This window comes from Serratia quinivorans, assembly GCF_052113645.1.
GTDB lineage: Bacteria > Pseudomonadota > Gammaproteobacteria > Enterobacterales > Enterobacteriaceae > Serratia > Serratia quinivorans_B.
On sequence record NZ_JBIEIU010000013.1, the window covers coordinates 47,157 to 72,037 of the forward strand.

Sequence of the window (24,881 nt, forward strand, 5' to 3'; positions counted from 1 at the left end):
CTTATCTTTTGCTGCAAGGGTTCAGCGCGCCGAACCCCTACAATACGCTTAGGTCTTTTTCTTGTCGCGGCTGTGCAGACCACGTTTTTCCAGGCCGCGGTAAATCAGCTGCTGCTGGAGGATGGTCACCAGGTTACTGACGATGTAGTACAGCACCAGACCGGACGGGAACCACAGGAAGAACACTGTGAAGATCACCGGCATGAAGGTCATGATTTTCTGCTGCATCGGGTCAGTCACGGTGGTCGGCGACATCTTCTGGATGAAGAACATCGTCACGCCCATCAGGATTGGCAAGATGTAGTACGGGTCTTGCGCCGACAGGTCGTGGATCCACAGGGCGAACGGCGCATGGCGCAGCTCAACCGAGCCCATCAACATGTAGTACAGCGCCAGGAAGATTGGCATCTGGATAACCAGCGGCAAACAACCCCCCAACGGGTTCACTTTCTCAGACTTGTACAGCGCCATCATCTCTTGGCTCATGCGCTGTTTGTCATCACCGATACGTTCACGCATCGCCTGCAGTTTTGGCTGCAGCATGCGCATTTTCGCCATCGAGGTGTACTGCGCTTTGGTCAGCGGGTACATGATGCCACGCACGATGAAGGTGATGATGATAATTGAGAAGCCCCAGTTACCGATAAAGCCGTGGATAAACTTCAGCAATTTGAACAGCGGCTGGGAAATGAACCACAACCAACCGTAATCCACGGTCAGGTCCAGGTGAGGTGCCAATTGGGCCATCTGGTCCTGCAGTTCCGGACCCACCCACAGGGTGGCATTCAGCTGCTGCTGCGCACCAGGCTGCACCACTACCGGAGTAGCCTTGAAGCCAATGGTCGACAGGTTATCGCCAGGCTTGGCAGTATAGAAGGTATTGCTGCCCTGAGTTGCCGGTACCCATGCGGTGGCGAAGTACTGTTGCAGCATCGCAACCCAACCGCCCTGCGTGGTGACACTCAGGTTCTCGTCCTTATCGAACGCATACTTCTGATATTTGTCATCGCTGGAAGAGTACGCCGCGCCACGGAAGGTGTGCAGGGCGAAGTTGTTGCTGCCGGTGTCACGGTGCTTAGGCAGTTCAGTCGTCTGCTTCAGTTGGCCGAACAGAGTCAGTTCCAGCGGAGTGGTGCCTTTGTTGTCAACGTTGTAGTCAACGCCAACCGCGTAATGGTTACGCTTGAGCACGAAAGTCTTGGTGTAGACCGCACCGTCTTTACCGGTAAAGGTCAGCGGAATGCGCAGCTCTTCCTGGCCTTCCGGCAGGGTGTAGCTGTCCTGCGCCGCCTGGAACAGAGGACGTTCGCCGTTTGCCGGGTTATCCGGACCGTTTCTGCCGGTCAGGCCGCTTTGCGCCTGATAAACAAATGACGGTGTGGTTTCCAGCAGTTGGAATGGCGTCGATGAACCCAGAGTGTCCGGGTAAGCCAACAGTTTAGCCTGCTCGATATCACCACCACGGGTGTTGATGGTCAGCGACAGCACGTCAGTATTAACGGTAATCAGTTTACCCTGACCACTGGCTGGAACTGCTGAGCTTGCGGCATCACCGGTAGCAGTGTTCGAAGTCTGTTGCGTGGTCTGGGCGACTGGTTGCGGAGCGTTGTCCGTTTGCCAGGCTTGCCAGATCATGAAAGACACGAACAGCAGAGCGATGAGGAGAAGATTGCGTTGCGAATCCATCGTTAGTGTTCTCTGTTATCGTCGGGTTTCGGCGGCACGGGATCATCGCCACCTGGGTTCAAGGGGTGGCATTTTAATACGCGTTTCAATGCTAACCAACTGCCTTTTATCATGCCAAACCTGCTTAATGCCTCAATTGCGTAATGAGAGCATGTCGGCTGGAAGCGACAACGAGGCCCAAGCAGCGGACTGATGACGAGCTGGTAAGCCCGCACCAGCCCGATCAGGATGCGGGAGCCTGGCGACAGTGGCGACGCCATAATTTTTCCAAAGCTTCCGTCAGCGCGCGGTTATCCAAATCCGCTATCCCTTTTTTGGCCACCACGACAAAATCCATCGCCGGTAACTCGTGCTGACGTAAACGGAAGCTTTCGCGGGTTAGGCGTTTGATCCGGTTGCGTTCATGCGCGCGTTTGACGTGTTTTTTGGCGACGGTAAGACCGATGCGGGGATGCCCCAGCTGGTTCAGGCGGCCGAGGATGGTGATTTGCGGCGTGCCAGCCCGTTGTGGCTGCTGGAAGACGAAAGTGAAATGAGTGGGAGTTAACAAACGTAACTCCCTGGGAAAAGCTAGCTTAACCACTCAGCGGGTTAGCTTTTATTACTTAGAAACAGTCAGACGAGAACGGCCTTTCGCACGACGGCGGGCCAGAACTTGACGACCATTTTTGGTGGCCATACGAGCACGGAAACCGTGGCTACGGTTGCGCTTCAATACGGACGGTTGGAAAGTGCGTTTCATGGCGATTTCTACCTAAACTTAAATAATTACTGATCAGTAAACGCGTTTGGCTATTCGGCGTGAAGACCACCGACGCCTCAATCGCAATATATAAAGAGGCGGGATTGTAATAATTGTACAGTCCTGAGTCAATTCACATCGCGCTAGCCTACCTGGTTGTCTGCCAATACGGAGTAAAATCCGGTCTTGGCCCGTGGTCACCGCAGAATCCTGTCTGGTTAATGACACACCATTAAGGAACCAGGTACACACGTAGGGCGAAGATTATACGGACTCGGGGGTAAATCGCAAGGATCCCGATGCGATCCTCGTGGCTTAAGGCAAGGATCCGGCGTGGATAACAGGGTATAACCGGTTGACAATGTAAAAAATGCCGTTCCTCAGGCGGGATTTTGCCTGCAATTTGGCGCGGCTGGCGAAAAGATCGCCGCAGGCCGGGGCCTGTGGATAAAATGGATCTAATCTGTGATGAAGGGGAGGATCTCTTGCGCGGATTGCGCTATGATCCGTCATTCCGATCGCGATCTCTCAAGCGGGGATCGTGAGGGACATAAACCGTGAAAGGCGGTTCGCATCCCCCACAGGCAAACAGCCGATGCCGGGTATGTGTCAAAAATCATGAGTTATAAAAAATTAGCCTGATTCTTTTCTTTTATTGATCTTGTTCGAGTGGAGTCCGCCGTGTCACTTTCGCTTTGGCAGCAGTGTCTTGCCCGATTGCAGGATGAGTTACCTGCCACAGAATTTAGTATGTGGATACGCCCATTGCAGGCGGAACTGAGTGACAACACCCTGGCGCTTTATGCGCCCAATCGTTTTGTGCTGGATTGGGTCCGCGATAAGTACTTAAACAATATCAATGGCCTGCTGAACGATTTCTGCGGTACGGATGCCCCATTGCTGCGTTTTGAAGTGGGCAGCAAACCGATTTCCCAAATCATCAGCCAGACCGTCACCGAAAGCCGCAGTGCAACGGCCCCCAGTGCGCCGGTGGTGCGTGCCGTGGCGCCTTCCCGCCCAAGCTGGGACAACGCGGCGCCGCAGCCTGAACTTTCTTACCGCTCCAACGTCAATCCCAAGCACACCTTTGATAACTTCGTTGAGGGTAAATCCAACCAATTGGCGCGTGCGGCGGCCCGCCAGGTGGCGGATAACCCGGGCGGTGCCTATAACCCGTTGTTCCTGTACGGCGGTACCGGCCTGGGTAAAACTCACCTGTTGCATGCGGTAGGCAACGGCATCATGGCGCGCAAGGCGAACGCCAAAGTGGTCTATATGCACTCTGAACGCTTTGTGCAGGACATGGTCAAAGCCTTGCAGAACAATGCCATTGAAGAATTTAAGCGTTATTACCGTTCGGTCGATGCGCTGCTGATCGATGACATCCAATTTTTTGCCAATAAAGAGCGTTCACAGGAAGAGTTCTTCCATACCTTTAACGCCCTGTTGGAAGGCAATCAGCAGATTATCCTGACCTCAGACCGCTACCCCAAAGAGATTAACGGCGTGGAAGATCGTCTGAAATCCCGCTTCGGTTGGGGGCTGACGGTGGCGATCGAACCGCCTGAGCTGGAAACCCGCGTGGCGATCCTGATGAAAAAGGCCGACGAGAACGATATTCGTCTGCCGGGCGAAGTGGCGTTCTTTATCGCCAAGCGCCTGCGTTCCAACGTGCGTGAGCTCGAAGGGGCGTTGAACCGCGTGATTGCCAACGCAAACTTTACCGGCCGTGCCATCACCATTGATTTCGTGCGTGAAGCGCTGCGCGATCTGCTGGCATTGCAGGAAAAGCTGGTCACCATCGATAATATTCAAAAGACGGTGGCGGAATACTATAAAATTAAAGTCGCGGATTTGTTGTCCAAGCGGCGTTCGCGTTCCGTTGCCCGCCCGCGCCAGATGGCGATGGCATTGGCAAAAGAACTCACCAACCACAGCCTGCCAGAAATCGGCGATGCGTTTGGTGGCCGCGACCATACCACGGTGTTGCACGCCTGCCGGAAAATTGAGCAGTTGCGTGAGGAAAGTCACGACATCAAAGAAGATTTCTCCAATTTAATCAGAACATTATCTTCCTAGCGCTATGAAATTTATCGTTGAACGTGAGCATCTGCTAAAACCGCTGCAACAGGTGAGCAGCCCGCTGGGCGGCCGCCCAACGTTGCCAATTCTGGGTAACCTGCTGTTGCAGGTGACGGAAGGCTCCCTGCTGCTGACCGGTACCGATCTGGAGATGGAGATGGTGGCGCGCGTTGCCCTGTCCCAGCCCCATGAAGCGGGCGCGACTACCGTCCCCGCGCGTAAATTCTTTGATATCTGCCGTGGTCTGCCTGAAGGGGCCGAGATCACCGTAACGCTTGAAAGCGAGCGCATGCTGGTGCGTTCCGGCCGCAGCCGTTTCTCCCTTTCTACGCTGCCGGCGGCGGACTTCCCGAACCTGGACGACTGGCAGAGCGAAGTTGAATTTTCTCTGCCGCAGGCGACGCTGAAGCGCCTGATCGAAGCCACGCAGTTCTCGATGGCTCATCAGGATGTGCGTTACTACTTAAACGGCATGCTGTTCGAAACCGAAGGGGAAGAACTGCGTACCGTGGCGACCGATGGCCACCGCCTGGCGGTGTGCTCGATGCCTATCGGTCAGCAATTGCCGTCGCATTCGGTGATCGTACCGCGTAAAGGCGTGATGGAGTTGGTTCGTCTGCTGGACGGCGGCGAAACGCTGCTGCAGTTGCAGATTGGCAGCAACAACATTCGTGCTCACGTCGGTGACTTTATCTTCACTTCCAAGCTGGTTGATGGTCGTTTCCCTGATTATCGCCGCGTATTGCCGAAGAATCCGGACAAAACGCTGGAAGCCGGTTGCGATCTGCTCAAGCAGGCATTTGCCCGTGCGGCCATTTTGTCGAACGAAAAATTCCGTGGCGTGCGCCTGTACGTTAGCCAGAACCAGCTCAAGATCACCGCCAATAACCCTGAACAGGAAGAAGCGGAAGAGATCCTCGACGTCAGTTACGACGGCACCGAGATGGAAATTGGTTTCAACGTCAGCTATGTGCTGGACGTATTGAACGCGCTCAAGTGTGAAGATGTGCGCCTGCTGCTGACCGACTCGGTTTCCAGCGTGCAGATCGAAGACGGCGCCAGTAAGTCCGCCGCCTACGTCGTCATGCCAATGCGGTTGTAGTTCATACCCGTCGTCTTTCAAGCTGCAGCGTTGTTGGCTGCAACTTGAAATCCATAGGGTATATACGGTTGAACAACTTACCGTCATCGGTAAAGAGATTGCATGGCTCTGACGCGTTTACTGATTAAAGACTTCCGCAATATAGAAGCGGCGGATTTGGCGCTGGCGCCAGGATTCAACTTCCTGGTTGGCGCCAACGGCAGCGGAAAAACCAGCGTGCTTGAAGCGGTGTATACCCTCGGGCATGGGCGTGCGTTTCGAAGCCTGCAGGCCGGTCGGGTGATCCGCCACGACCAGCCAGAGTTTGTTTTGCACGGCCGTATTGACGGTGCAGAGCGTGAAATATCCGTAGGATTAAGCAAGAGCCGTCAGGGGGACAGCAAGGTACGCATCGATGGCAGCGACGGCCACAAAGTGGCTGAACTGGCGCAGCTATTGCCGATGCAGCTGATCACCCCTGAAGGTTTTACCCTGCTAAACGGTGGGCCGAAATTCCGGCGCGCCTTCCTGGACTGGGGCTGTTTTCATAACGAACCGGGTTTTTTCACCGCCTGGAGCAACCTGAAACGGTTACTGAAGCAGCGCAATGCCGCGCTGCGCCAGGTCAGTCGTTATGCGCAAATCCGCGCCTGGGATCAGGAATTGATCCCGTTGGCCGAGCGTATCAGCGAGTGGCGGGCAGCTTACAGCGACGCGATTGCCGCGGATATTACCGCGACGTGCGCGCAGTTTTTGCCCGAATTTGCCCTGAGTTTCTCTTTCCAGCGCGGCTGGGACAAAGAGAGCGACTACGGAGAGCTGCTGGAGCGCCAGTTTGAGCGCGACAGGGCGTTAACCTATACCGCGGTGGGGCCGCATAAGGCGGACTTCCGCATCCGTGCCGACGGCACGCCGGTAGAGGATTTGTTATCGCGCGGTCAGCTTAAGTTGCTGATGTGCGCATTGCGCTTAGCGCAGGGTGAGTTTCTCACCCGGCAGAGCGGGCGGCGTTGCCTGTATCTGATTGATGATTTTGCCTCCGAGCTGGACACCGGCCGTCGCCGGTTGCTGGCCGATCGCCTGAAAGCCACCCAGGCCCAGGTCTTTGTCAGTGCCGTGAGCGCTGAACAAGTGACCGATATGGCCGGTGAAAAGGGCAAGATGTTCCGCGTGGAACAAGGTAAAATAGAGGTTCAACCACAGGACTAAAATGAGCGAGAAACGTTGATGTCGAATTCTTATGACTCCTCAAGTATCAAGGTATTAAAAGGGCTGGACGCGGTGCGTAAGCGCCCGGGCATGTATATCGGCGACACCGATGATGGCACCGGTCTGCACCACATGGTATTCGAGGTTGTGGACAACGCTATCGACGAAGCACTCGCTGGCCACTGTAGTGACATTCAGGTGACCATCCATGCCGACAACTCCGTTTCGGTACAGGATGACGGCCGTGGTATCCCTACCGGTATTCACGAAGAGGAAGGGGTTTCCGCAGCACAGGTGATCATGACCGTGCTGCATGCCGGCGGCAAATTTGATGACAACTCCTACAAGGTCTCCGGCGGTCTGCACGGCGTGGGCGTCTCCGTTGTTAACGCCCTGTCTGAGAAGCTGGAACTGGTGATCCGTCGTGAAGGCAAGGTGCACGAGCAAACCTACGCCATGGGCGAGCCACAGGCGCCGCTGAAAGTGGTCGGTGAAACCGATCAAACCGGCACCACGGTACGTTTCTGGCCGAGCTATGAAACCTTTACCAACAATACCGAATTTGAGTACGACATTCTGGCCAAGCGCCTGCGCGAACTCTCTTTCCTGAACTCCGGTGTGTCTATCCGCCTGAAAGACAAACGCAGTGACAGAGAAGACCACTTCCACTACGAAGGCGGTATCAAGGCGTTTGTTGAATACCTGAACAAGAACAAAACCCCGATCCACCCGAACGTGTTCTACTTCTCGACCGTGAAAGACGACATCGGTGTGGAAGTGGCGCTGCAGTGGAACGACGGTTTCCAGGAAAACATCTATTGCTTCACCAACAACATCCCGCAGCGCGACGGCGGTACCCATCTGGTCGGTTTCCGTACCGCGATGACCCGTACCCTGAACAGCTACATGGATAAAGAAGGCTACAGCAAAAAGGCCAAAATCAGCGCCACCGGCGACGATGCGCGTGAAGGTCTGATTGCCGTGGTTTCGGTGAAGGTACCGGATCCGAAGTTCTCTTCTCAGACCAAAGACAAGCTGGTTTCTTCCGAAGTGAAAACCGCGGTTGAAACGCTGATGAACGAGAAGCTGGTCGATTATCTGATGGAAAATCCGGGCGATGCGAAAATCGTCGTCGGTAAAATCATCGATGCGGCACGTGCTCGTGAAGCGGCGCGTAAAGCGCGTGAAATGACCCGTCGTAAAGGCGCGTTGGATCTGGCCGGCCTGCCGGGCAAACTGGCGGACTGCCAGGAACGCGACCCGGCACTGTCTGAACTGTACCTGGTGGAAGGGGACTCAGCGGGCGGCTCTGCCAAGCAGGGGCGTAACCGTAAGAACCAGGCGATCCTGCCGTTGAAAGGGAAAATCCTCAACGTTGAGAAGGCGCGCTTCGACAAGATGCTGTCTTCGCAGGAAGTGGCGACGCTGATCACCGCGTTGGGTTGCGGCATTGGCCGTGACGAGTACAACCCGGACAAGTTGCGCTACCACAGCATCATCATCATGACCGATGCCGACGTCGATGGCTCGCACATCCGTACGCTGCTGTTGACCTTCTTCTACCGTCAGATGCCGGAAATCATTGAACGCGGCCACGTGTTCATTGCCCAGCCGCCGCTGTACAAGGTGAAAAAAGGCAAGCAGGAACAGTACATCAAAGATGACGAGGCGATGGATCAATACCAAATCGCCATCGCGATGGACGGTGCAACCCTGCACACCAACGCCAGCGCTCCGGCACTGGCTGGCGAGCAATTGGAAAAACTGGTTGCCGAGCATTACAGCGTGCAGAAGTTGATCGGTCGTATGGAGCGCCGCTACCCGCGTGCGCTGCTGAACAACCTGATTTACCAGCCGACCCTGCAGGAAGGCGATCTGAGCGATCAGGCCAAGGTTCAGACCTGGATTGATTCTCTGGTGAAACTGCTGAACGACAAAGAACAGCACGGCAGCAGCTATGACTCGGTGATCTTTGAGAACCGTGAACGCCAGATGTTTGAGCCGGTACTGCGCATTCGTACCCACGGTGTGGATACCGACTACGCGCTGGACTTCGACTTTATTCACGGTGGCGAGTACCGCAAAATCTGCGTGCTGGGTGAGAAACTGCGCGGCCTGATCGAAGAAGATGCCTTCATCGAACGTGGCGAGCGTCGTCAACCGATTGAAAGCTTCGAGCAGGCGCTGGAGTGGCTGGTGAAAGAGTCACGCCGCGGTCTGGCGGTGCAGCGTTATAAAGGTCTGGGTGAAATGAACCCGGAGCAGCTGTGGGAAACCACCATGGATCCGGAAAGCCGCCGCATGTTGCGCGTGACCGTGAAGGATGCCATTGCCGCTGACCAACTGTTCACCACCCTGATGGGTGATGCGGTTGAACCTCGTCGTGCCTTTATCGAAGAGAATGCCCTGAAAGCGGCAAACATCGATATCTAATGCATTGATGGTGTGAAAATCCGCGCCGGGCAACCCGCGCGGATTTTTTTACGCCTTTTTTGTCGCTGACATGGCAGGCTGAAACGCGTTAGCATGGGAAAAAACCACTGGGAGAGGCTCGAATGGCTATTGAATTGATTGCGATTGATATGGACGGCACGCTGCTCAACCCGCAGCACCAGATTACGCCGGCGGTAAAGCAGGCGATCACCGAGGCACGCCGCAAAGGGGTGCACGTGGTGCTGGCCACCGGGCGGCCTTACGTCGGCGTGCAGGACTATCTGCGTCAGTTGGACATTCAGGGGCCCGGTGATTTTTGCATTACCTACAACGGTGCGCTGGTTTTGAAGGCGGTAGATGGTGAATGCATCCTGCAGGAAACATTGGGTTTTGAGGATTATCTCTACTTCGAGCAGATGGCGCGCGAACTCGGCGTCCACTATCAGGCATTCGATTTCGATACTCTGTATACGCCGAACAAGGATATCGGTAAATACACCGTGCACGAGTCGGAGATGACCGGTATTCCGCTCAAATATCGCAGTGTGGAAGAAATGGATCCTGAGATTCGCTTCCCGAAAGTTATGATGATCGACGAGCCTGAGCTGTTGGACCGCGCCATCGCCCGTATCCCGGCTGAAACGCTGGGGCGTTACACCCTCCTGAAAAGCGCGCCTTATTATCTAGAGATCCTGCACAAGAACGTGGATAAAGGTACCGGCGTGAAAATGCTGGCCGATCATCTCGGTATTGCACAGGAAAATATCATGACGTTGGGCGATCAGGCTAACGATACGGCGATGATCGAATATGCCGGCGTTGGCGTGGCAATGGGCAACGCCATTGAGGAACTGAAGGCGATCGCGCAGTTTGTCACTGCCACCAATACCGAAGACGGCGTGGCACGTGCCATCGAGAAGTTTGTGCTGAATGCCTGACGCTGTTTGGCATCCGGAGGGGCGCAGCCGCGCCCCTGAAATCCGTTTACAGCCGCGCTAAAATCCCTTTCACAATCTGCACATCCTGGATCGCCAACCCGGTCAGATCGGCCAGGGTGATTTGCTCCGGACTCGTGCGTACCTTTTTCCCTTGCGCCAGAGCGGCACCCAACTCGACGATGGGCGTCGACACCAATAATCCCTGCCGATAAGCCGTGGCGATCTCGCCGTATTCTGTGCACTGAGACAGCGCGTCTGCCAGCAAGACATCCGCCCTGGCCACCAGGCCGCTCTCCAGTTCCTGCTTGCCATGGGAATCGGCGCCTACCGCGGTGATGTGGGTGCCGGGCTGAATATCCGCCGCCCGTAGAATCGGCTCACGGCTGGGCGTGGTGGTGACAATCAACCGGCAGTGTGCCGCCAGCTCTGCCGCATCCTGGGTAATATGCACCCGGAAGCCCTCGGCTTCGGCACTGCGCCGGTAGGCTTGCAACCCCGGCTCGCTGCGGCCCCATACCCAGACTTCACGGCAGGCGGTCAGAGGTTTTAGCTGTTGCAACTGCAGCAGGGCCTGCATGCCGCAGCCGACGATACCTATGGCCGGGATCTGCGCCGGTGCGCACAGTTCGGCGACAATCCGCCCGGCCAGTGCGGTACGCAACGCGGTTAGCCAGCCTTCGTCCAGCAACAACGCCTGTGGTTCACCGGTTTGTGCTGAGAAAGCCATCATCAGCCCTTGATTGCTGGCTAACCCCTGCGCTGGATTACGGTAAAAACCGGAGGAAACCTTGAGGACAAACTGATCGTCGCCTTCCAGCCACGCCGATTTAATACAGCAGTCGCCAGCCGCCTGCTCAAACAGAAAATGTTGTACCGGCGGTTGCTGTACCTGCCGTTTTGAATAGGCAATAAACCCTTCTTTTAGCAGTAACGTGGTGGCATTTGCGTCGAAAGCTTCAAGTATCTGCCTTTTGTTAAGGATTTTCATCGACGATCGCCTTGAGGTATTTCTCCAGCACGATGTTTTTTCCGCACAGCACGACGGCCACTTTTTTCCCCTGAAATTCCGGTGCCAGCTTAATGGCGGCGGCTAAGGCCACCCCGGCAGCCCCTTCGATAATCCAGCGATCGCTGACGGCAATTTGGCGCATAGCCTGCTTGATTTCAGTTTCACTGACCAAGACTTTGCGGTCGATCAGCTGCTGACACAGAGGGAAGGTAATGGCACCCGGCTCCACGCCACCGGCGGTGCCGTCTGACAGCGTATCTCGCTCTTCCACCGGGAAGATATGGCCGGCTTCCAATGCGCTGTACATGCTGGTGGCGTTTTCCGGCCAACAGGCAATTAGCTGCGTTTTCGGCGATAGTTGCTGCAAAACGCTGCCAATGCCCGAAATATAGCCGCCGCCGCCGACCGCGACAAACACCGCATCCAAATCCGGCTGTTGTTCGACCAGCTCCATGCCGCAGGTCCCCTGACCGGCGATGACCTGCTCGTCATTATAGGGAGAGACGTAAACCTTCCCTTGTTCCTGCGCCGCCTTTTCCCCTGCCTGCTCGGCATTCAGCGCATCGCCCGCCACCAGCTCTACCTGGGCGCCCAGAGCGCGAATGGTGTCGAGTTTTATCGCCGCTGCCGTTTCCGGCGCATAAACCTTGACCTCAACGCCCATCAACTTTCCCGCCAGCGCCATCGCCTGGCCATGATTACCGCTGGAGGCGGCGATCACTCCGCGTTGACGTTGCTCGTCATTCAGTAGCCGCAGTTTGTTGCTGGCACCGCGAAACTTAAAAGAGCCAGTCGGCTGCAGGTGATCGCATTTCAGGTACAGCTCACAACCCAACTGTTGTGAGAGCAGCACGCTGCGCTCCAGCGGGGTCACGCGAACCTGCGGGCGCAATTGCTGGTGGGCGGAAACAATGGCATCGAATAAGTGGCTCATGGCGGCTCCAGTAAAAGGGATGTTATAGACTTTAAAATCCAGTTTGTACTTTTTAGTCTTTATTGTAAACCCCGATATTGGGCGGCAAAAAGAGGAGGGTTGGTGTGTTGTCTGTTTTGTGATCTGGATTGTAGTACCAAATAATAAAATGGCACTACAATCATGGCGAGGTTGATGAGTGGGTTGTGAAGATTGTGCTGCAACCGCAGGACGTCGGCAGGAGGTACGGGTAAAGTAAATCCGTCACCACAGCATGGCGAACGCCACGGAGAAATGATGAATAAGCAGCAGATCGGAAAAACAGACCGAATCATTATTGAGATTGGCCGACAGATCGTCGGCGGGAAGTACATGCCGGGTTCGCCGTTGCCGGCGGAGGCCGAGCTGTGCGAAGAGTTTCAGACCTCGCGCAACATTATCCGCGAAGTGCTCCGTGCATTGATGGCGAAGCGCCTGGTTGAGGTCAAACGCTATCGCGGCGCCTTCGTCACCCTGCGCAACCAATGGAACTACCTGGATACCGACGTATTGAACTGGGTGCTGGCGCAGGATTACGACCCGCGGCTGATCGCTGCAATGAGTGAGGTGCGAAACCTGGTGGAGCCTTCAATTGCCCGCTGGGCGGCGGAGCGAGCGACCTCCAGTGAACTGGCGGTGATCGAGGCGGCTCTGAACGACATGATGACTCACCACCAGGAGCGCGAACGCTTTAATGAAGCCGATATTCGCTACCACGAAGCGGTGCTGGCGGCGGTACATAACCCGGTATTGCAGCAGCTCAGCGTAGCGATCAGTTCGCTGCAGCGCGCGGTGTTTGAGCGCACCTACATGCCGGACGAGGGCAATATGCCGCGCACCCTGCGTGAGCACCGGGAGTTGTATGACGCTATCCGTCATCAGGACCCGGATGCCGCCGAGCAGGCGGCGCTGGCCATGATTGCCAGCTCGACCAAAAGGTTAAAGGACATTACATGAGTGACAGCTTTATCGCGATTGACTGGGGTTCCACCAACCTGCGCGCCTGGCGCTACGAACAGGGTGTCTGTGTCGACAGCCTGCAATCGCAGGCCGGTGTCACCCGCCTTGGCGGACGCTCACCGCAGCAGGTTTTCAGCGAGCTGATGGCGCGCTGGGCGGAACCGCTGCCGGTGGTGATGGCGGGGATGATCGGCAGCAATGCCGGCTGGCTGCAGGCACCTTATCTGCCGTGCCCAACCCGTTTGAGCGAAGTGGCGCATCAGTTAACCGTGGTAGAGCCGGCTTTACCTTATTCCGCGTGGATCATTCCGGGAATGTGCGTCGAACGTGCAGGTAATTGCAACGTAATGCGCGGCGAGGAAACCCAATTGATCGGCGCTTATGCCGAACAGCCGGCGGCGGTGTATGTGATGCCCGGCACCCACAGCAAATGGGTGCGCATGGAGGGCGACACCCTGGCCGATTTTCGCACGGTGATGACCGGTGAGCTGCATCATCTGCTGCTTAACCATTCGCTGGTTGGCGCAGGACTGGGCATACAACAGCCCGATCCACAGGCGTTTACCCGTGGGTTGGAGACCGGCCTGCATGAAAATCACATCGTGCGCAGCCTGTTTGAAACCCGTGCCGCTCACCTGCTTGGCAAACTGGAGAAAAGCGCAGTCAGCGACTGGCTTTCCGGGCTGTTGATTGGCAACGAGGTCGCGCAGATGCAGCGTGAATATCCACTGCCGCCGGGAGCGGCGCTCACGGTGATCGGCAATCCGCAGCTGGGCGAGCGTTATGCCCAGGCGCTGAATATGGCCGGGATACGCCACCAGAGACTGGATGGCGATCGGGCCTTTCAATCGGGGATAAGGAGCATTGTGCATGAGTTGGAATACTGAGTTGCCGTTGATCGCCATTTTGCGCGGTATTACACCGCAGGAAGTGGATGAACACGTGCAGGCGTTATTGCGTGAAGGGTTCGACGCGATCGAAATTCCGATGAACTCGCCGGACTGGCAGCAAAGCATTGGCGAGATGGTGAAAAAATACGGCGATCGCGCACTGATTGGCGCCGGAACCGTGCTGCAACCCACCCAGGTCGATGAACTGGGCAGGCTGGGGGGCAAGCTGGTGGTGACGCCCAATACCCAACCGACGGTGATCCGTCGGGCGGTTGAGCTGGGCATGACGGTCTGCGCCGGGTGTGCCACGGCCTCGGAAGCGTTCAATGCACTGGAAGCCGGCGCTCAGGCGCTGAAAATTTTCCCGTCGGTCTCCTTTGGCCCGGATTATATCAAGGCGCTGAAGGCGGTATTGCCACCGCAAGTGCCGGTGTTTGCCGTCGGTGGCATTACGCCGGAGAACCTGCCTTTGTATCTGACCGCCGGCTGTGTGGGTGCCGGGTTGGGGGGCGATCTCTACCGCGCCGGCCAGCCGGTTGAGCGCACCGCGCAGCAGGCTGCCGCATTCGTTCGAGCCTATAAGGAAGCTACCCAATGAAAATCACCAAACTGACTACCTACCGCTTGCCGCCGCGCTGGATGTTCCTGAAAATTGAAACCGACGAGGGCATTGTCGGTTGGGGCGAACCGGTGATTGAAGGGCGCGCGCGCAGCGTCGAGGCGGCGGTTCATGAGCTGTCGGAATATGTGGTCGGTCAGGATCCGGCGCGAATTAACGATATCTGGCAAACGCTGTATCGCGGCGGTTTCTACCGTGGCGGCCCGATCCTGATGAGCGCGATAGCCGGTATCGATCAGGCGCTGTGGGATATCAAGGGCAAGGCGCTGGGCGTGCCGGTCTATCAACTGCTGGGCGGTCTGGTTCGTGACAAAATCAAGGCGTATAGCTGGGTGGGCGGCGACCGTCCTTCCGATGTGATCGCGGGAATCAACAAGCTGACGGAAATTGGCTTCGATACCTTTAAGCTGAACGGCTGTGAAGAAATGGGCATTATCGACAGCGCGCGCAAGGTAGATGCGGCGGTGGCGGTGGTGGCGCAGATCCGCGAAGCCTTTGGTAACCGTATCGAGTTTGGTCTGGACTTCCATGGACGAGTGGACGCGCCGATGGCGAAAATCCTGATCAAAGAACTGGAGCCCTATCGCCCGCTGTTTATTGAGGAGCCGGTGCTGGCGGAGCAGGCGGAATACTACCCTCGGCTGGCCGCGCAGACCCATATCCCGATTGCCGCCGGTGAACGCATGTATTCGCGCTTCGATTTTAAACGGGTATTGGCGGACGGCGGCCTGGCGATCATTCAGCCCGATTTGTCCCACGCCGGCGGCATTACCGAATGTTTTAAGATTGCCGCCATGGCGGAGTCTTATGACGTGGCGTTGGCACCGCACTGCCCACTGGGCCCGATTGCGCTGGCCTCTTGCCTGCATGTGGATTTTGTGGCGCGCAATGCGGTGTTCCAGGAGCAAAGCATGGGCATTCACTATAACCAGGGCGCCGAGTTGCTGGATTATGTGGTGAATAAAGACGATTTCAAAATGACCGACGGTCATTTTTATCCGCTGACCAAACCGGGCCTTGGCGTAGAGATCAACGAAGAACTGGTGATCGAGCGCAGTAAGCAGGCGCCGGACTGGCGTAATCCGGTATGGCGTCACCCGGACGGTGCCGTTGCCGAATGGTAATGCCTTATTAAATAACAATCCGTAAATTAACGCTAAAAAAGACCTCTATCTGGTCCCGTCTGTCGTTGCCGTCAGGCGGGACGCACACCTGCAAAAATAGAATATGAGGGTAAGCGATGAATAACGATCTGTACTCCTCAATAATTAAAAAAATGAACGTCAGAATCATACCTTTTATTATGGTTCTTTATCTTGTTGCTTATATAGATCGCTCAAATATCTCCGTGGCGGCATTGCAGATGAATGCCGATCTGGCCATGACGGCGGAAATGTATGGGATCGCCGCCGGTATATTTTATATTTCTTATATTATTTTCGAGGTGCCCAGCAACGTCATATTAACCCGCGTGGGTGCCAAGCTGTGGATTGCGCGCATTATGGTGACCTGGGGGATTGTCGCCGCCGGCATGAGCCTGGTGCAAACCGCGAATCAACTGTATGTAATGCGTTTTTTATTGGGCATTGCGGAAGCCGGTTTTACCCCCGGGATCATCTACTATCTTTCCTGTTGGTATCCACGAAGCGATCGCGCACGAGCCATGTCATTGTTTTATATCGGAGCCGCATTGGCTTCGGTGATCGGGCTGCCGATATCCGGTTCTATCCTCTCCATGCACGGTTTTTTCGGTGTCGAGGGCTGGCGTTGGTTGTTCCTGCTGGAGGGTATTCCGGCAATGGTTCTGGGCGTCGTCGTGTATTTCTACCTTGATGATGCACCGGAGAAAGCGCGTTGGCTGACGCCACAGCAGCGTGCGTGGCTGGCCGAAACCCTGGCGAAGGAGTCCGGGCGGGCGACGCTCGGTCATCAGCATGGCTGGAAAGCGGCGCTGAAAAACCGACGCGTGTGGGCCCTGAGTTTGCTGTGGTTGCTGCAGGCATTCGGCACCATTGGCATCACGTTGTTTTTACCGCTGATCGTCAAAGGCGTGGTGGCCGAGCAAAGCAATTTTATGGTTAGCCTGCTCTCCGCCGTACCCTTCCTGTTCGCCTGTCTCTTTATGTATCTAAACGGCAGACATTCCGATCTTACCAAGGAACGTTCCTGGCATCTCGGCCTTCCGCTGATGGTCGCCGGGGTGCTGCTGCTGTTGGCGCTTTACAGTCATAACCTGATATTGGCCTACGGACTTCTGGTGCTGACCGTGGGATTGAACTGGGCTATCACCCCGATATTTTGGGCGGTGACGACGGAAACGGTGGCTGGCGTAGCCGGAGCGGCGTCGATTGCCTTGATCAACGCCGTGGCCAATATTGCCGGGCTTATTTTCCCGCCGGTGATGGGGCGTATTAAAGATGTTACCGACAGTTATACCGCCGCGCTGATCATTGTCGCCATGGCGTTAATGATTGGCGGTGTGATGGGAATCAAACTGGGCAGGCAAAGAAAAAATACGACTTCGCCTGAAAATATAAACACCATTAATCATCATTCGTAAGTTTAACCGGTGGGATGCCCTACACGCTCTCCCTACCCTAATTAAAATCCGAAAAATAACGGAATAAAAAGAATGGACATAACCTTGACCTCAACACCAAGAAGTAAGCGGCGCTACCTGACTTTATTCATGATATTCGTCACCGTAGTGATTTGTTATGTCGACCGCGCCAACCTGGCGGTGGCTTCGGCACATATTCAACAGGAGTTCGGCATCAGCAAGGCGCAAATGGGCTATATCTTCTCGGCCTTTGCCTGGACCTATACCCTGTGCCAGATCCCCGGCGGCTGGTTCCTGGATCGCGTCGGTTCGAAGCTGACCTATTTTATCGCCATTATGGGGTGGTCTGTCGCCACGCTGTTGCAGGGTTTCGCCGGCGGTCTCGCATCGCTGATCGGTCTGCGAGCGTTGACGGGGCTGTTTGAAGCGCCCGCGTTTCCCACCAACAACCGGATCGTCACCAGTTGGTTCCCCGAGCAGGAACGCGCATCGGCGGTAGGGTTCTATACCTCCGGCCAGTTTGTCGGGTTGGCGTTTCTGACGCCGCTGCTGATCTGGGTACAGGAAATCCTGAGCTGGCACTGGGTGTTCATTATCACAGGCGGTATCGGCATCCTTTGGGCGCTGATATGGCAACGGGTGTATCAGTCGCCGCGTAACAGCAAAGGGGTGAACGCTGCCGAGTTGCAATATATCCAGGCTGGTGGCGGCATGGTCGACGGTGACGTTGCATCGGAAAAGAAAAGCCGCGTGGCGCTCACTGCCGCCGATTGGAAACTGGTGTTCCACCGCAAACTGCTGGGGGTCTATATCGGCCAGTTCGCCATTACCTCGACGCTGTGGTTTTTCCTCACCTGGTTCCCGAACTACCTGACGCAGGAAAAGCATATCGCCGCACTGACCGCGGGCTTTATGACTACGGTGCCGTTTCTGGCGGCGTTTTGCGGCGTCTTGCTGTCCGGTTTTGTCGCCGATCGTTTGCTGCGCAGCGGCCGTTCGATCGGTTTTGCGCGAAAAACGCCGATCATCTGCGGATTGCTGCTTTCCACCTGCATCATGGGGGCTAACTACACCGACGATCCGCTGTGGATTATGGTGCTGATGGCGCTGGCGTTCTTTGGCAATGGTTTCGCTTCCATCACCTGGTCATTGGTGTCTTCGCTGGCGCCGACCCGGTTGATTGGCCTGACTGGCGGGGTGTTCAACTTTGTCGGTGGGTTGGGGGGCATTACCGTTCCGTTGGTTGTGGGGTATTTGGCGCAGGATTACGGCTTTGCACCGTCGCTGATTTATATCTCCGTCGTGGCGTTGATCGGTGCGTTGTCATACCTGCTGTTGGTGGGTGATGTGAAACGCGTCGGGTGATCCGGTAAGATGGCGGCTCAGTGCCAGCATGCGCAGGGGAGCCGCCATGAGCCATCGGGAAAAACAGCTGACTTTTGACCCACGTGGGCATCAGTTAACCAATATCAATGTCTGGACGCCGGACAGCCGGTGGCTGGCCTACGACGTACGCCCGAATGGCGCTTCTTTCACCGGTCTGAGTATCGAGCGGGTGAATGTCGATAGCGGAGTGGTCGAGGTGGTGTATCGTGCCCAGCAGGGGGCTCACGTTGGCGTCGTGACCGTCAGTCCGGATACCCCGGCCCGTTACGCTTTTATTCACGGCCCGGAACACCCGGACAGCGTCTGGCATTACGATTTTCATCATCGTCGTGGGGTGATCGTCAGCGAACCGGATCGCGAGTTGGCCATTACCCTCGATGCGATGGACATCACCTCTCCCTATACGCCGGGCGCGCTGCGTGGCGGCACTCACGTACATGTGTTCAGCCCGGATGGCAGCCGCCTGAGCTTTACCTATAACGACCATGTGATGCACGAGCTGGATCTGGCGCAGGATCTGCGCAACGTTGGCGTCGCCGTGCCGTTGCAAGGGGTGAACCCGCCGAAGCAGCATCCGCGTGAATACGACGGCAGCCATTACTGCGTGCTGGTCAGTGAGACCACGCCGCAGCCGCAGCCCGGCAGTGACCAGATTAACCGGGCTTATGAAGAGGGCTGGGTCGGCCAAAACGGCTACGCCCGGCCCGATGGGGGTCACCAGCGCTGGGCGCTGGCATTTATCGGCGATACCCTTTCCCACGAGGGTGAAAAGCTGCCGGAAGTGTTTATTGTTGATTTGCCGCGGGATGACGCCGATTACGCCAGGGCTGGTTCCCGGCCGCTACAGGGGACCGAAAACAGTTTGCCTGCGCCGCCGTTAGGCGTGCGTCAACGACGGCTGACCTTTACCGGCGAGCGTCGTTATCCCGGTATAGTCACGGTCCCACGCCACTGGCTGCGCAGTTCGCCCGACGGCAGCATGATTGCTTGCCTGATGAAAGATGACGCGGGTGTGGTGCAGTTGTGGACGGTTTCGCCCAACGGCGGTGAACCGCGTCAGGTGACGCGTGGCGAACACGGGATCCAATCGGCATTCAGTTGGCATCCGCAGGGAGGCCGGATTGCGCTGGTGTGTGACAACAGCCTGATGCTGTGCGAAGTGGCGAGTGGCCGCATGCAGCGTCTGACGCAGCGCACGACGTTACCGCCGTCGGGGGATGCCATCGTGTTTTCACCGGACGGGAAAAAAGTGGCGTTTATGCGCGAGGTCGACGGGTTCAGCCAAATTTTTGTGGTCGACGCCTGACTTAACTGCGGGCGCGGAGCCCGCCTCAGACTATTTTACTGCGGGGTTGTCGTGGCGGTATGAGCAGGATTGCCACTGGCGGCCAGGTTTTGCTCTTCGCCGCGCAAGATACGCGCTTTAGGCGAGTCTGCCGTGCTGTCGCTGCCGGAACGCATATAGTCGTAAGGCAGCAGTACGGTATCCATCACCGCCGAGAAGGGCAGGTCCAATGCGACCAGGGGCATCATGGCCCAACTGGTATTGTCGTCCTTCAGCATATCCACGCTGGCCCGGGTGCCCGGATAGTAACCCTGATTGGGGCCGGTGTGGCTCATTACGCTGGAGCAGCCGGTGGTCGCTAACAGCATGCAACTGGTTGCTATGACTTTTATCGTTTTCATTATTCCATCCTGCAGGGTGCTGTTCCCCAAAATTCGCTGATCTATAACATCCTTTGGATGTTTTAAAAGAAGCAAGGACCCGCTCTGTGGCGGTTGTCTCACTTTATTGTAAGGGATAAAAAAACTTTCGCCGAACTGATTGTCATTTTTTTGATCGCGGTCGGTTGAAATGGTGAAAGCAACCCCCATTTTCTTATCAGGGCCAAATTAAGAATTTGCCGTAAGGGAATTCTGGCTATTTAGTCTGTCCATCATTGGAAGGCTTAATTATTCAACCTCGCTGAAGTGCCTTAGGAGGCTGTTTTATGCGTAATTTTGATCTGTCACCACTTTACCGTTCCGCGATTGGGTTTGACCGTTTGTTTAACGCCCTGGAAGCGGGCCAGAGCCAGGGGAATGGCGGTTATCCACCTTATAACGTTGAACTGGTCGATGAAAACCATTACCGCATTGCGATCGCGGTGGCCGGGTTCGCCGAGCAGGAACTGGAAATCACTACCCAGGATAACCTGCTGATTGTGCGTGGCGCCCATAATAGTGAGCCGGCGGAAAGAACCTACTTATATCAAGGCATTGCCGAACGTAACTTTGAACGTAAATTCCAGTTGGCCGAGCATATCCAAATTAAAGGCGCAAAACTGGAAAACGGGTTGCTGTATATCGATATGGAACGCCTGGTACCGGAAACATTAAAACCGCGTCGTATCGAAATTAAATAATTCATATTTCATCGGCGAAACGTCTCGCTGGTGCAATGTTAATGCCTGCCGACAGGGGGCATACCTTAATTTACCCTATGAATTTTAAGTTACGGCTAGGCGACCAGCTCATTCATCCCCAAGAGCTTACTTTAGTAAGTAACTGGGGTTACAAATCTGCCGGGAGCAGATTTGAACGCTGCTCGCAGCGGCCCCGAAGGGGTGTGGCCCATGGATGGGCCACATAGCCGAGTGCAGGTAACAACGCCGTAGCTTGAAAGGCGACGGGTAAAATCTCGCTTCATAGAAGGAGTTTTACACTATGCGTAATTACGATCTTTCACCTTTACTGCGTCAGTGGATTGGTTTCGATAAATTGGCCAGTTCAATGGGCGGCCAGGAGCCACAGGGGTTCCCGCCATACAACATTGAGAAAAGCGACGACAACCACTACCGCATTTCTCTGGCGTTGGCCGGGTTCAAACAAAGTGAGCTGGATATTGAAGTCGAAGGCCCACGCCTGACCGTGCGTGGCAAACCGACGCCGCCGGAAAAACAGGTGGAATACCTGCACCAGGGGTTGGTGTGCAAAGAGTTCACGTTGACCTTCACGCTGGCTGAACATCTGCAGGTTTCCGAGGCCCAGTTTGAAAACGGCCTGCTGCATATCGATCTGGTACGTCAGGTACCGGAAGCTCTGCAGCCACAGCGTATCGCCATCGGCACCACGCCGGGGCTGGAAGCCAAATAAGGCTTCGAAAAATCACCCTATAGATTTCACCTCGCAGGCCTCAGGCTGCGCTTGAAAGACGACGGGTATCAACGGGGGAAGTCCTGACGGGCTTCCCCCGTTGCATTCTGTGGCTTAACCCACAGTCGCGTTTTTCCACCTATGCCAAAATCCCTCCTAACTGTGTGACTTTAACCGCAAACCGGTTGTTAAACTTCTGGCAAGGATGTGACCTATGAGCGAAATCGCCCTGACCGTCAGTATGTTGGCGTTGGTGGCCGTTCTCGGGCTGTGGATGGGTAACTGGAAGCTGTATGGGGTTGGATTGGGGATTGGTGGGGTGCTGTTTGGCGGCATCATCGTGGGGCATTTCGCCCAGAGTTGGCAGCTCAGTCTTAATGGCGACATGCTGCACTTCATCCAGGAATTCGGCCTGATCCTGTTCGTTTACACCATTGGCATTCAGGTCGGGCCCGGCTTCTTCTCCTCCTTGCGGGTCTCCGGGTTGCGGCTCAACGGCTTCGCCATTTTACTGGTGCTGGTCGGCGGGGTGGTTGCCGCGGTGGTTCACAAACTGTTCGACGTACCACTGCCGATCATTCTCGGCGTGTTCTCCGGGGCGGTCACCAATACCCCTGCGCTGGGCGCCGGGCAGCAAATTCTTACCGATTTGGGATCGGATCCGGCACTGGTCGATCGCATGGGGATGGGCTATGCCATGGCTTATCCGTTCGGTATCTGCGGCATTTTGTTGGTGATGTGGCTGATACGCCTGTTTTTCCGCATCAATATCGAACGGGAAGCGCAGGCCTTTGAAAGCAGCCTGGGCAACCAGCGCGAGCTGCTGCACACCATGAACGTCGCAGTGCGTAACCCGAACTTGCAGGGCATGGCGATCAAGAGTGTGCCGCTGTTGAACGGTCAGGACATCATCTGTTCACGCCTGAAACGCGGCGAACTGCTGATGGTACCGGCACCGCTCGAGAGGCTGGAGCTGGGCGACTATCTGCATCTGGTGGGCAAACGTGAAAGTCTGGAAAATGCCCGGCTGGTGATTGGCGAAGAGGTCGACGTCTCGCTGTCAACTCGGGGGACGGAGCTGCAGGTGGTGAGGGCGGTGGTGACCAATGAGAAGGTCTTGGGCAGCAAAATCCGCGATCTGAACCTGAAGCAAAAATACGACGTGGTGATTTCGCGCCTCAACCGTTCCGGGGTCGAACTGGTGGCCGGCAGCAATGTCACGCTGCAATTTGGCGACATTCTCAACCTGGTTGGCCGGCCGGAGTCCATCGAGGCGGTGGCGGCCATTGTCGGCAATGCCCAACAGAAGCTGCAACAGGTGCAAATGCTGCCGGTGTTTATCGGTATCGGTCTGGGCGTGCTGTTGGGGTCCATACCGCTGTTTGTGCCGGGCTTCCCGGCGGCGTTGCGTCTGGGGCTGGCCGGTGGGCCGTTGGTCGCGGCCCTGATCCTCGGGCGTATCGGCAGCATCGGCAAGCTGTACTGGTTTATGCCACCCAGCGCTAACCTGGCGTTGCGCGAACTGGGCATCGTGCTGTTTCTGGCGGTGGTGGGGCTGAAGTCGGGCGGCAACTTTGTCGATACCCTGATCAATGGCGAAGGGCTGGCGTGGATTGGCTACGGCGCACTGATTACCGCGATCCCATTGCTCAGCGTAGGCGTGTTGGCGCGGGTGGTGGGCAAGATGAATTACCTGACGCTGTCCGGCATGCTGGCAGGGTCGATGACCGATCCGCCGGCGCTGGCCTTCGCTAACGGCCTGCACCCAACCAGCGGCGCTGCCGCACTGTCCTACGCCACGGTTTATCCGTTGGCGATGTTCCTGCGCATCATGTCGCCACAGTTGCTGGCAGTGCTTTTTTGGGCCATGTAAAACGACGGGGCGCCGCTTGTGCGCCCCCTTTGACGATCAGCTCGCTTCCTGGTGAGCGCGCTCAATCTCTTCTGCCAGTATCGCCACGCCGCGCTCAATTTTCTCCGGATCGGGCACGTAGTTCATTCGCATGCACTGATGGGTATGCGGCCATTCGTGCTCCAGCCCCGGGAAGAAGTAGTGGCCCGGTACCATCAGCACGCCGCGTTTCTTCAGGCGCTGATACAGCAGCTCGGTGGTGATCGGCAGATCCTTGAACCACAGCCAAAGGAAAATCGCCCCTTCCGGCTTATGGATCAGGCATCGTTCCGGCGACAGATAGCGGCGGATTATGCCGATGGTCTGTTCGACACGCTGCTTGTAGAACGGACGGATCACCTCGTTCGACAGTCGCAGCAGGTCGCCGCGTTCAATCATTTCCGTTGCCATCGCCGGCCCCATGCTGCCCGGCGACAAGCTGATAATGCCGTTCATGTTGGTCAGGGCGCTGATGGTTTTCTCATCGGCGATCACGATGCCACAGCGTGAGCCGGGCAGACCGAGTTTCGACAGGCTCATGCACAGGATGATGTTAGGGTTCCACAGCGGCGTGGCCTCGCTGAAGATAATGCCGGGGAACGGCACGCCATAAGCGTTATCGATCACCAGTGGGATATTGCGCTGCTGCGCCAGCCGATCGAGTTTCATCAGCTCTTCGTCGGTGATCACGTTGCCGGTCGGGTTAGTGGGGCGTGACACGCAGATCATGCCGATATCGTCGCCGATATTCAGATGTTCGAAGTCAACGTGATACTTGAACTGGCCTTCCGGCAGCAGTTCGATATTCGGCTTGGCCGAAACAAACAACCCTTCGTCCAATCCGGCATCGGCATAGCCGATATATTCCGGCGCCAGCGGGAACAGCACGCGGCGACGGCTGCCGTCGGCATAGCGACCGGCAAACAGGTTAAACAAGTAGAAAAACGCGCTCTGACTGCCATTTGTCAGTGCAATATTCTGTGGCGAGATCTGCCAGCCCAACTCATCGCGCAGCAATTTAGCCAGCGCTTTCAGCAGGGCGTCTTTGCCTTGCGGGCCGTCATAGTTACACAATGCCTCGGTCAGTTTGCCCTGATCGAGCATATCCTGGCACAGCTGTTTGAAGTAGCTTTCCATCTCTGGAATTTGCGCCGGATTACCGCCGCCGAGCATGATGGCACCGGGGGTGCGCAGGCCTTCGTTCAGGTCATCCATTAAACGGGTAATGCCCGCGTAACGGGTAAATTTGTCGCCGAAAAGTGAAAAAGTCATAGGTGCAGCTGTAGTGTTTTTAGCAGGTAATCCCCC

Annotated in this window: 23 protein-coding genes; 15 read left to right on the plus strand and 8 right to left on the minus strand. The window is 56.2% G+C overall.

Translation table 11 applies throughout. The annotated features are described in order from the left end of the window. Nucleotides 1–48: 48 nt before the first annotated feature. The 4 genes from yidC to rpmH are packed head-to-tail and all read right to left on the minus strand — an operon-like array spanning nucleotide 49 to nucleotide 2,428. Nucleotides 49–1,686, minus strand: a complete 1,638-nt coding sequence (gene yidC / locus ACGS9J_RS21160) for a membrane protein insertase YidC (RefSeq protein ID WP_442232724.1) — start codon at nucleotides 1,684–1,686, stop codon at nucleotides 49–51. Nucleotides 1,687–1,688: 2 nt separating this feature from the next. Next, nucleotides 1,689–1,946 carry a membrane protein insertion efficiency factor YidD gene (gene yidD / locus ACGS9J_RS21165; RefSeq protein WP_012004505.1) on the minus strand — a complete coding sequence of 86 codons (258 nt, stop codon included), beginning with the start codon at nucleotides 1,944–1,946 and terminating at the stop codon, nucleotides 1,689–1,691. Continuing rightward, nucleotides 1,910–2,269 carry a ribonuclease P protein component gene (gene rnpA / locus ACGS9J_RS21170; protein WP_004950547.1) on the minus strand — a complete coding sequence of 120 codons (360 nt, stop codon included), beginning with the start codon at nucleotides 2,267–2,269 and terminating at the stop codon, nucleotides 1,910–1,912. Before rnpA ends, yidD begins: the two co-directional genes overlap by 37 nt. A gap of 18 nt (nucleotides 2,270–2,287) precedes the next feature. After that, nucleotides 2,288–2,428, minus strand: a complete 141-nt coding sequence (rpmH, locus tag ACGS9J_RS21175; RefSeq protein WP_003849659.1) for a 50S ribosomal protein L34 — start codon at nucleotides 2,426–2,428, stop codon at nucleotides 2,288–2,290. Nucleotides 2,429–3,109: 681 nt separating this feature from the next. On the opposite strand from rpmH, the gene dnaA reads away from it, so the two are divergent. The 5 genes from dnaA to yidA all read left to right on the plus strand — a co-directional run bounded on the left by dnaA (nucleotide 3,110) and on the right by yidA (nucleotide 10,171). Further along, nucleotides 3,110–4,507 carry a chromosomal replication initiator protein DnaA gene (gene dnaA, locus ACGS9J_RS21180; protein WP_442232725.1) on the plus strand — a complete coding sequence of 466 codons (1,398 nt, stop codon included), beginning with the start codon at nucleotides 3,110–3,112 and terminating at the stop codon, nucleotides 4,505–4,507. A gap of 4 nt (nucleotides 4,508–4,511) precedes the next feature. Further along, nucleotides 4,512–5,612: a DNA polymerase III subunit beta gene (gene dnaN / locus ACGS9J_RS21185; protein WP_442232726.1), complete on the plus strand. Its 1,101-nt coding sequence runs from the start codon at nucleotides 4,512–4,514 to the stop codon at nucleotides 5,610–5,612. Between the two features lie 102 nt (nucleotides 5,613–5,714). Next, nucleotides 5,715–6,800 (plus strand): DNA replication/repair protein RecF, encoded by a 1,086-nt coding sequence (gene recF / locus ACGS9J_RS21190; protein WP_442232727.1) that lies wholly within the window; start codon nucleotides 5,715–5,717, stop codon nucleotides 6,798–6,800. Nucleotides 6,801–6,818: 18 nt separating this feature from the next. Then, nucleotides 6,819–9,233: a DNA topoisomerase (ATP-hydrolyzing) subunit B gene (gene gyrB / locus ACGS9J_RS21195; protein WP_442232728.1), complete on the plus strand. Its 2,415-nt coding sequence runs from the start codon at nucleotides 6,819–6,821 to the stop codon at nucleotides 9,231–9,233. Between the two features lie 122 nt (nucleotides 9,234–9,355). Beyond that, nucleotides 9,356–10,171, plus strand: a complete 816-nt coding sequence (yidA, locus tag ACGS9J_RS21200) for a sugar-phosphatase (protein WP_442232729.1) — start codon at nucleotides 9,356–9,358, stop codon at nucleotides 10,169–10,171. 46 nt (nucleotides 10,172–10,217) lie between these two features. Here yidA and ACGS9J_RS21205 read toward each other — a convergent pair whose 3' ends face one another. Together ACGS9J_RS21205 and ACGS9J_RS21210 are read right to left on the minus strand one after the other, a co-directional pair. Further along, complete coding sequence (locus ACGS9J_RS21205; RefSeq protein ID WP_442232730.1) at nucleotides 10,218–11,159, minus strand: ornithine cyclodeaminase family protein; 942 nt, start codon at nucleotides 11,157–11,159, stop codon at nucleotides 10,218–10,220. Next, on the minus strand, nucleotides 11,146–12,114 hold the full coding sequence (locus ACGS9J_RS21210) for a threonine/serine dehydratase (protein WP_442232731.1): 969 nt from the start codon (nucleotides 12,112–12,114) through the stop codon (nucleotides 11,146–11,148). The genes ACGS9J_RS21205 and ACGS9J_RS21210 overlap by 14 nt, the downstream gene beginning before the upstream one ends. Before the next feature lie 276 nt (nucleotides 12,115–12,390). On the opposite strand from ACGS9J_RS21210, the gene dgoR reads away from it, so the two are divergent. From dgoR to ACGS9J_RS21245, 7 genes are all read left to right on the plus strand, one after another. Then, nucleotides 12,391–13,089, plus strand: a complete 699-nt coding sequence (dgoR, locus tag ACGS9J_RS21215; RefSeq protein ID WP_442232732.1) for a D-galactonate utilization transcriptional regulator DgoR — start codon at nucleotides 12,391–12,393, stop codon at nucleotides 13,087–13,089. After that, nucleotides 13,086–13,979: a 2-dehydro-3-deoxygalactonokinase gene (locus ACGS9J_RS21220; protein WP_442232733.1), complete on the plus strand. Its 894-nt coding sequence runs from the start codon at nucleotides 13,086–13,088 to the stop codon at nucleotides 13,977–13,979. Before dgoR ends, ACGS9J_RS21220 begins: the two co-directional genes overlap by 4 nt. Continuing rightward, nucleotides 13,963–14,580 carry a 2-dehydro-3-deoxy-6-phosphogalactonate aldolase gene (locus ACGS9J_RS21225; protein WP_442232734.1) on the plus strand — a complete coding sequence of 206 codons (618 nt, stop codon included), beginning with the start codon at nucleotides 13,963–13,965 and terminating at the stop codon, nucleotides 14,578–14,580. The genes ACGS9J_RS21220 and ACGS9J_RS21225 overlap by 17 nt, the downstream gene beginning before the upstream one ends. Further along, nucleotides 14,577–15,725, plus strand: a complete 1,149-nt coding sequence (gene dgoD / locus ACGS9J_RS21230; RefSeq protein WP_442232735.1) for a galactonate dehydratase — start codon at nucleotides 14,577–14,579, stop codon at nucleotides 15,723–15,725. The genes ACGS9J_RS21225 and dgoD overlap by 4 nt, the downstream gene beginning before the upstream one ends. 116 nt (nucleotides 15,726–15,841) lie before the next feature. Continuing rightward, nucleotides 15,842–17,161 (plus strand): MFS transporter, encoded by a 1,320-nt coding sequence (locus ACGS9J_RS21235; RefSeq protein ID WP_442232736.1) that lies wholly within the window; start codon nucleotides 15,842–15,844, stop codon nucleotides 17,159–17,161. 72 nt (nucleotides 17,162–17,233) lie between these two features. Next, entirely contained in the window at nucleotides 17,234–18,526 is a 1,293-nt protein-coding gene (locus ACGS9J_RS21240) for an MFS transporter (protein WP_442232737.1), read from the plus strand. A gap of 46 nt (nucleotides 18,527–18,572) precedes the next feature. After that, entirely contained in the window at nucleotides 18,573–19,853 is a 1,281-nt protein-coding gene (locus tag ACGS9J_RS21245) for a DUF3748 domain-containing protein (RefSeq protein WP_442232738.1), read from the plus strand. A gap of 35 nt (nucleotides 19,854–19,888) precedes the next feature. Here the strand turns inward: ACGS9J_RS21245 and ACGS9J_RS21250 are convergent, their stop codons facing one another. Then, nucleotides 19,889–20,233, minus strand: coding sequence for a YceK/YidQ family lipoprotein (locus tag ACGS9J_RS21250; RefSeq protein ID WP_442232739.1), 345 nt, complete (start codon nucleotides 20,231–20,233; stop codon nucleotides 19,889–19,891). Between the two features lie 305 nt (nucleotides 20,234–20,538). Here ACGS9J_RS21250 and ibpA point away from each other — a divergent pair, with 305 nt between their 5' ends. The 3 genes from ibpA to ACGS9J_RS21265 all read left to right on the plus strand — a co-directional run bounded on the left by ibpA (nucleotide 20,539) and on the right by ACGS9J_RS21265 (nucleotide 23,555). Next, the gene (gene ibpA, locus ACGS9J_RS21255) at nucleotides 20,539–20,952 is read left to right on the plus strand and encodes a small heat shock chaperone IbpA (protein WP_044554303.1); all 414 of its coding nucleotides are present in this window, start codon (nucleotides 20,539–20,541) and stop codon (nucleotides 20,950–20,952) included. 301 nt (nucleotides 20,953–21,253) lie between these two features. After that, entirely contained in the window at nucleotides 21,254–21,682 is a 429-nt protein-coding gene (gene ibpB, locus ACGS9J_RS21260) for a small heat shock chaperone IbpB (protein WP_269935222.1), read from the plus strand. Nucleotides 21,683–21,896: 214 nt separating this feature from the next. Beyond that, on the plus strand, nucleotides 21,897–23,555 hold the full coding sequence (locus ACGS9J_RS21265; RefSeq protein WP_442232740.1) for a putative transporter: 1,659 nt from the start codon (nucleotides 21,897–21,899) through the stop codon (nucleotides 23,553–23,555). A 36-nt stretch (nucleotides 23,556–23,591) separates the two neighbouring features. Here ACGS9J_RS21265 and ACGS9J_RS21270 read toward each other — a convergent pair whose 3' ends face one another. Next, nucleotides 23,592–24,845: a valine--pyruvate transaminase gene (locus tag ACGS9J_RS21270; protein WP_442232741.1), complete on the minus strand. Its 1,254-nt coding sequence runs from the start codon at nucleotides 24,843–24,845 to the stop codon at nucleotides 23,592–23,594. Nucleotides 24,846–24,881: the final 36 nt, after the last annotated feature.

Bases quoted from the DNA above. Each gene is read 5' to 3' on its own strand.
- yidD (WP_012004505.1), bottom strand. From the start codon at position 1,946: ATGGCGTCGCCACTGTCGCCAGGCTCCCGCATCCTGATCGGGCTGGTG.
- ACGS9J_RS21270 (WP_442232741.1), bottom strand. From the start codon at position 24,845: ATGACTTTTTCACTTTTCGGCGACAAATTTACCCGTTACGCGGGCATT.
- ACGS9J_RS21235 (WP_442232736.1), top strand. From the start codon at position 15,842: ATGAATAACGATCTGTACTCCTCAATAATTAAAAAAATGAACGTCAGA.
- ACGS9J_RS21205 (WP_442232730.1), bottom strand. From the start codon at position 11,159: ATGAAAATCCTTAACAAAAGGCAGATACTTGAAGCTTTCGACGCAAAT.
- ACGS9J_RS21225 (WP_442232734.1), top strand. From the start codon at position 13,963: ATGAGTTGGAATACTGAGTTGCCGTTGATCGCCATTTTGCGCGGTATT.
- gyrB (WP_442232728.1), top strand. From the start codon at position 6,819: ATGTCGAATTCTTATGACTCCTCAAGTATCAAGGTATTAAAAGGGCTG.
- dgoR (WP_442232732.1), top strand. From the start codon at position 12,391: ATGAATAAGCAGCAGATCGGAAAAACAGACCGAATCATTATTGAGATT.
- ibpA (WP_044554303.1), top strand. From the start codon at position 20,539: ATGCGTAATTTTGATCTGTCACCACTTTACCGTTCCGCGATTGGGTTT.
- dgoD (WP_442232735.1), top strand. From the start codon at position 14,577: ATGAAAATCACCAAACTGACTACCTACCGCTTGCCGCCGCGCTGGATG.
- ACGS9J_RS21265 (WP_442232740.1), top strand. From the start codon at position 21,897: ATGAGCGAAATCGCCCTGACCGTCAGTATGTTGGCGTTGGTGGCCGTT.
- ACGS9J_RS21250 (WP_442232739.1), bottom strand. From the start codon at position 20,233: ATGAAAACGATAAAAGTCATAGCAACCAGTTGCATGCTGTTAGCGACC.
- dnaN (WP_442232726.1), top strand. From the start codon at position 4,512: ATGAAATTTATCGTTGAACGTGAGCATCTGCTAAAACCGCTGCAACAG.
- ACGS9J_RS21245 (WP_442232738.1), top strand. From the start codon at position 18,573: ATGAGCCATCGGGAAAAACAGCTGACTTTTGACCCACGTGGGCATCAG.
- ACGS9J_RS21240 (WP_442232737.1), top strand. From the start codon at position 17,234: ATGGACATAACCTTGACCTCAACACCAAGAAGTAAGCGGCGCTACCTG.
- ibpB (WP_269935222.1), top strand. From the start codon at position 21,254: ATGCGTAATTACGATCTTTCACCTTTACTGCGTCAGTGGATTGGTTTC.
- yidC (WP_442232724.1), bottom strand. From the start codon at position 1,686: ATGGATTCGCAACGCAATCTTCTCCTCATCGCTCTGCTGTTCGTGTCT.
- rpmH (WP_003849659.1), bottom strand. From the start codon at position 2,428: ATGAAACGCACTTTCCAACCGTCCGTATTGAAGCGCAACCGTAGCCAC.
- recF (WP_442232727.1), top strand. From the start codon at position 5,715: ATGGCTCTGACGCGTTTACTGATTAAAGACTTCCGCAATATAGAAGCG.
- ACGS9J_RS21220 (WP_442232733.1), top strand. From the start codon at position 13,086: ATGAGTGACAGCTTTATCGCGATTGACTGGGGTTCCACCAACCTGCGC.
- ACGS9J_RS21210 (WP_442232731.1), bottom strand. From the start codon at position 12,114: ATGAGCCACTTATTCGATGCCATTGTTTCCGCCCACCAGCAATTGCGC.
- yidA (WP_442232729.1), top strand. From the start codon at position 9,356: ATGGCTATTGAATTGATTGCGATTGATATGGACGGCACGCTGCTCAAC.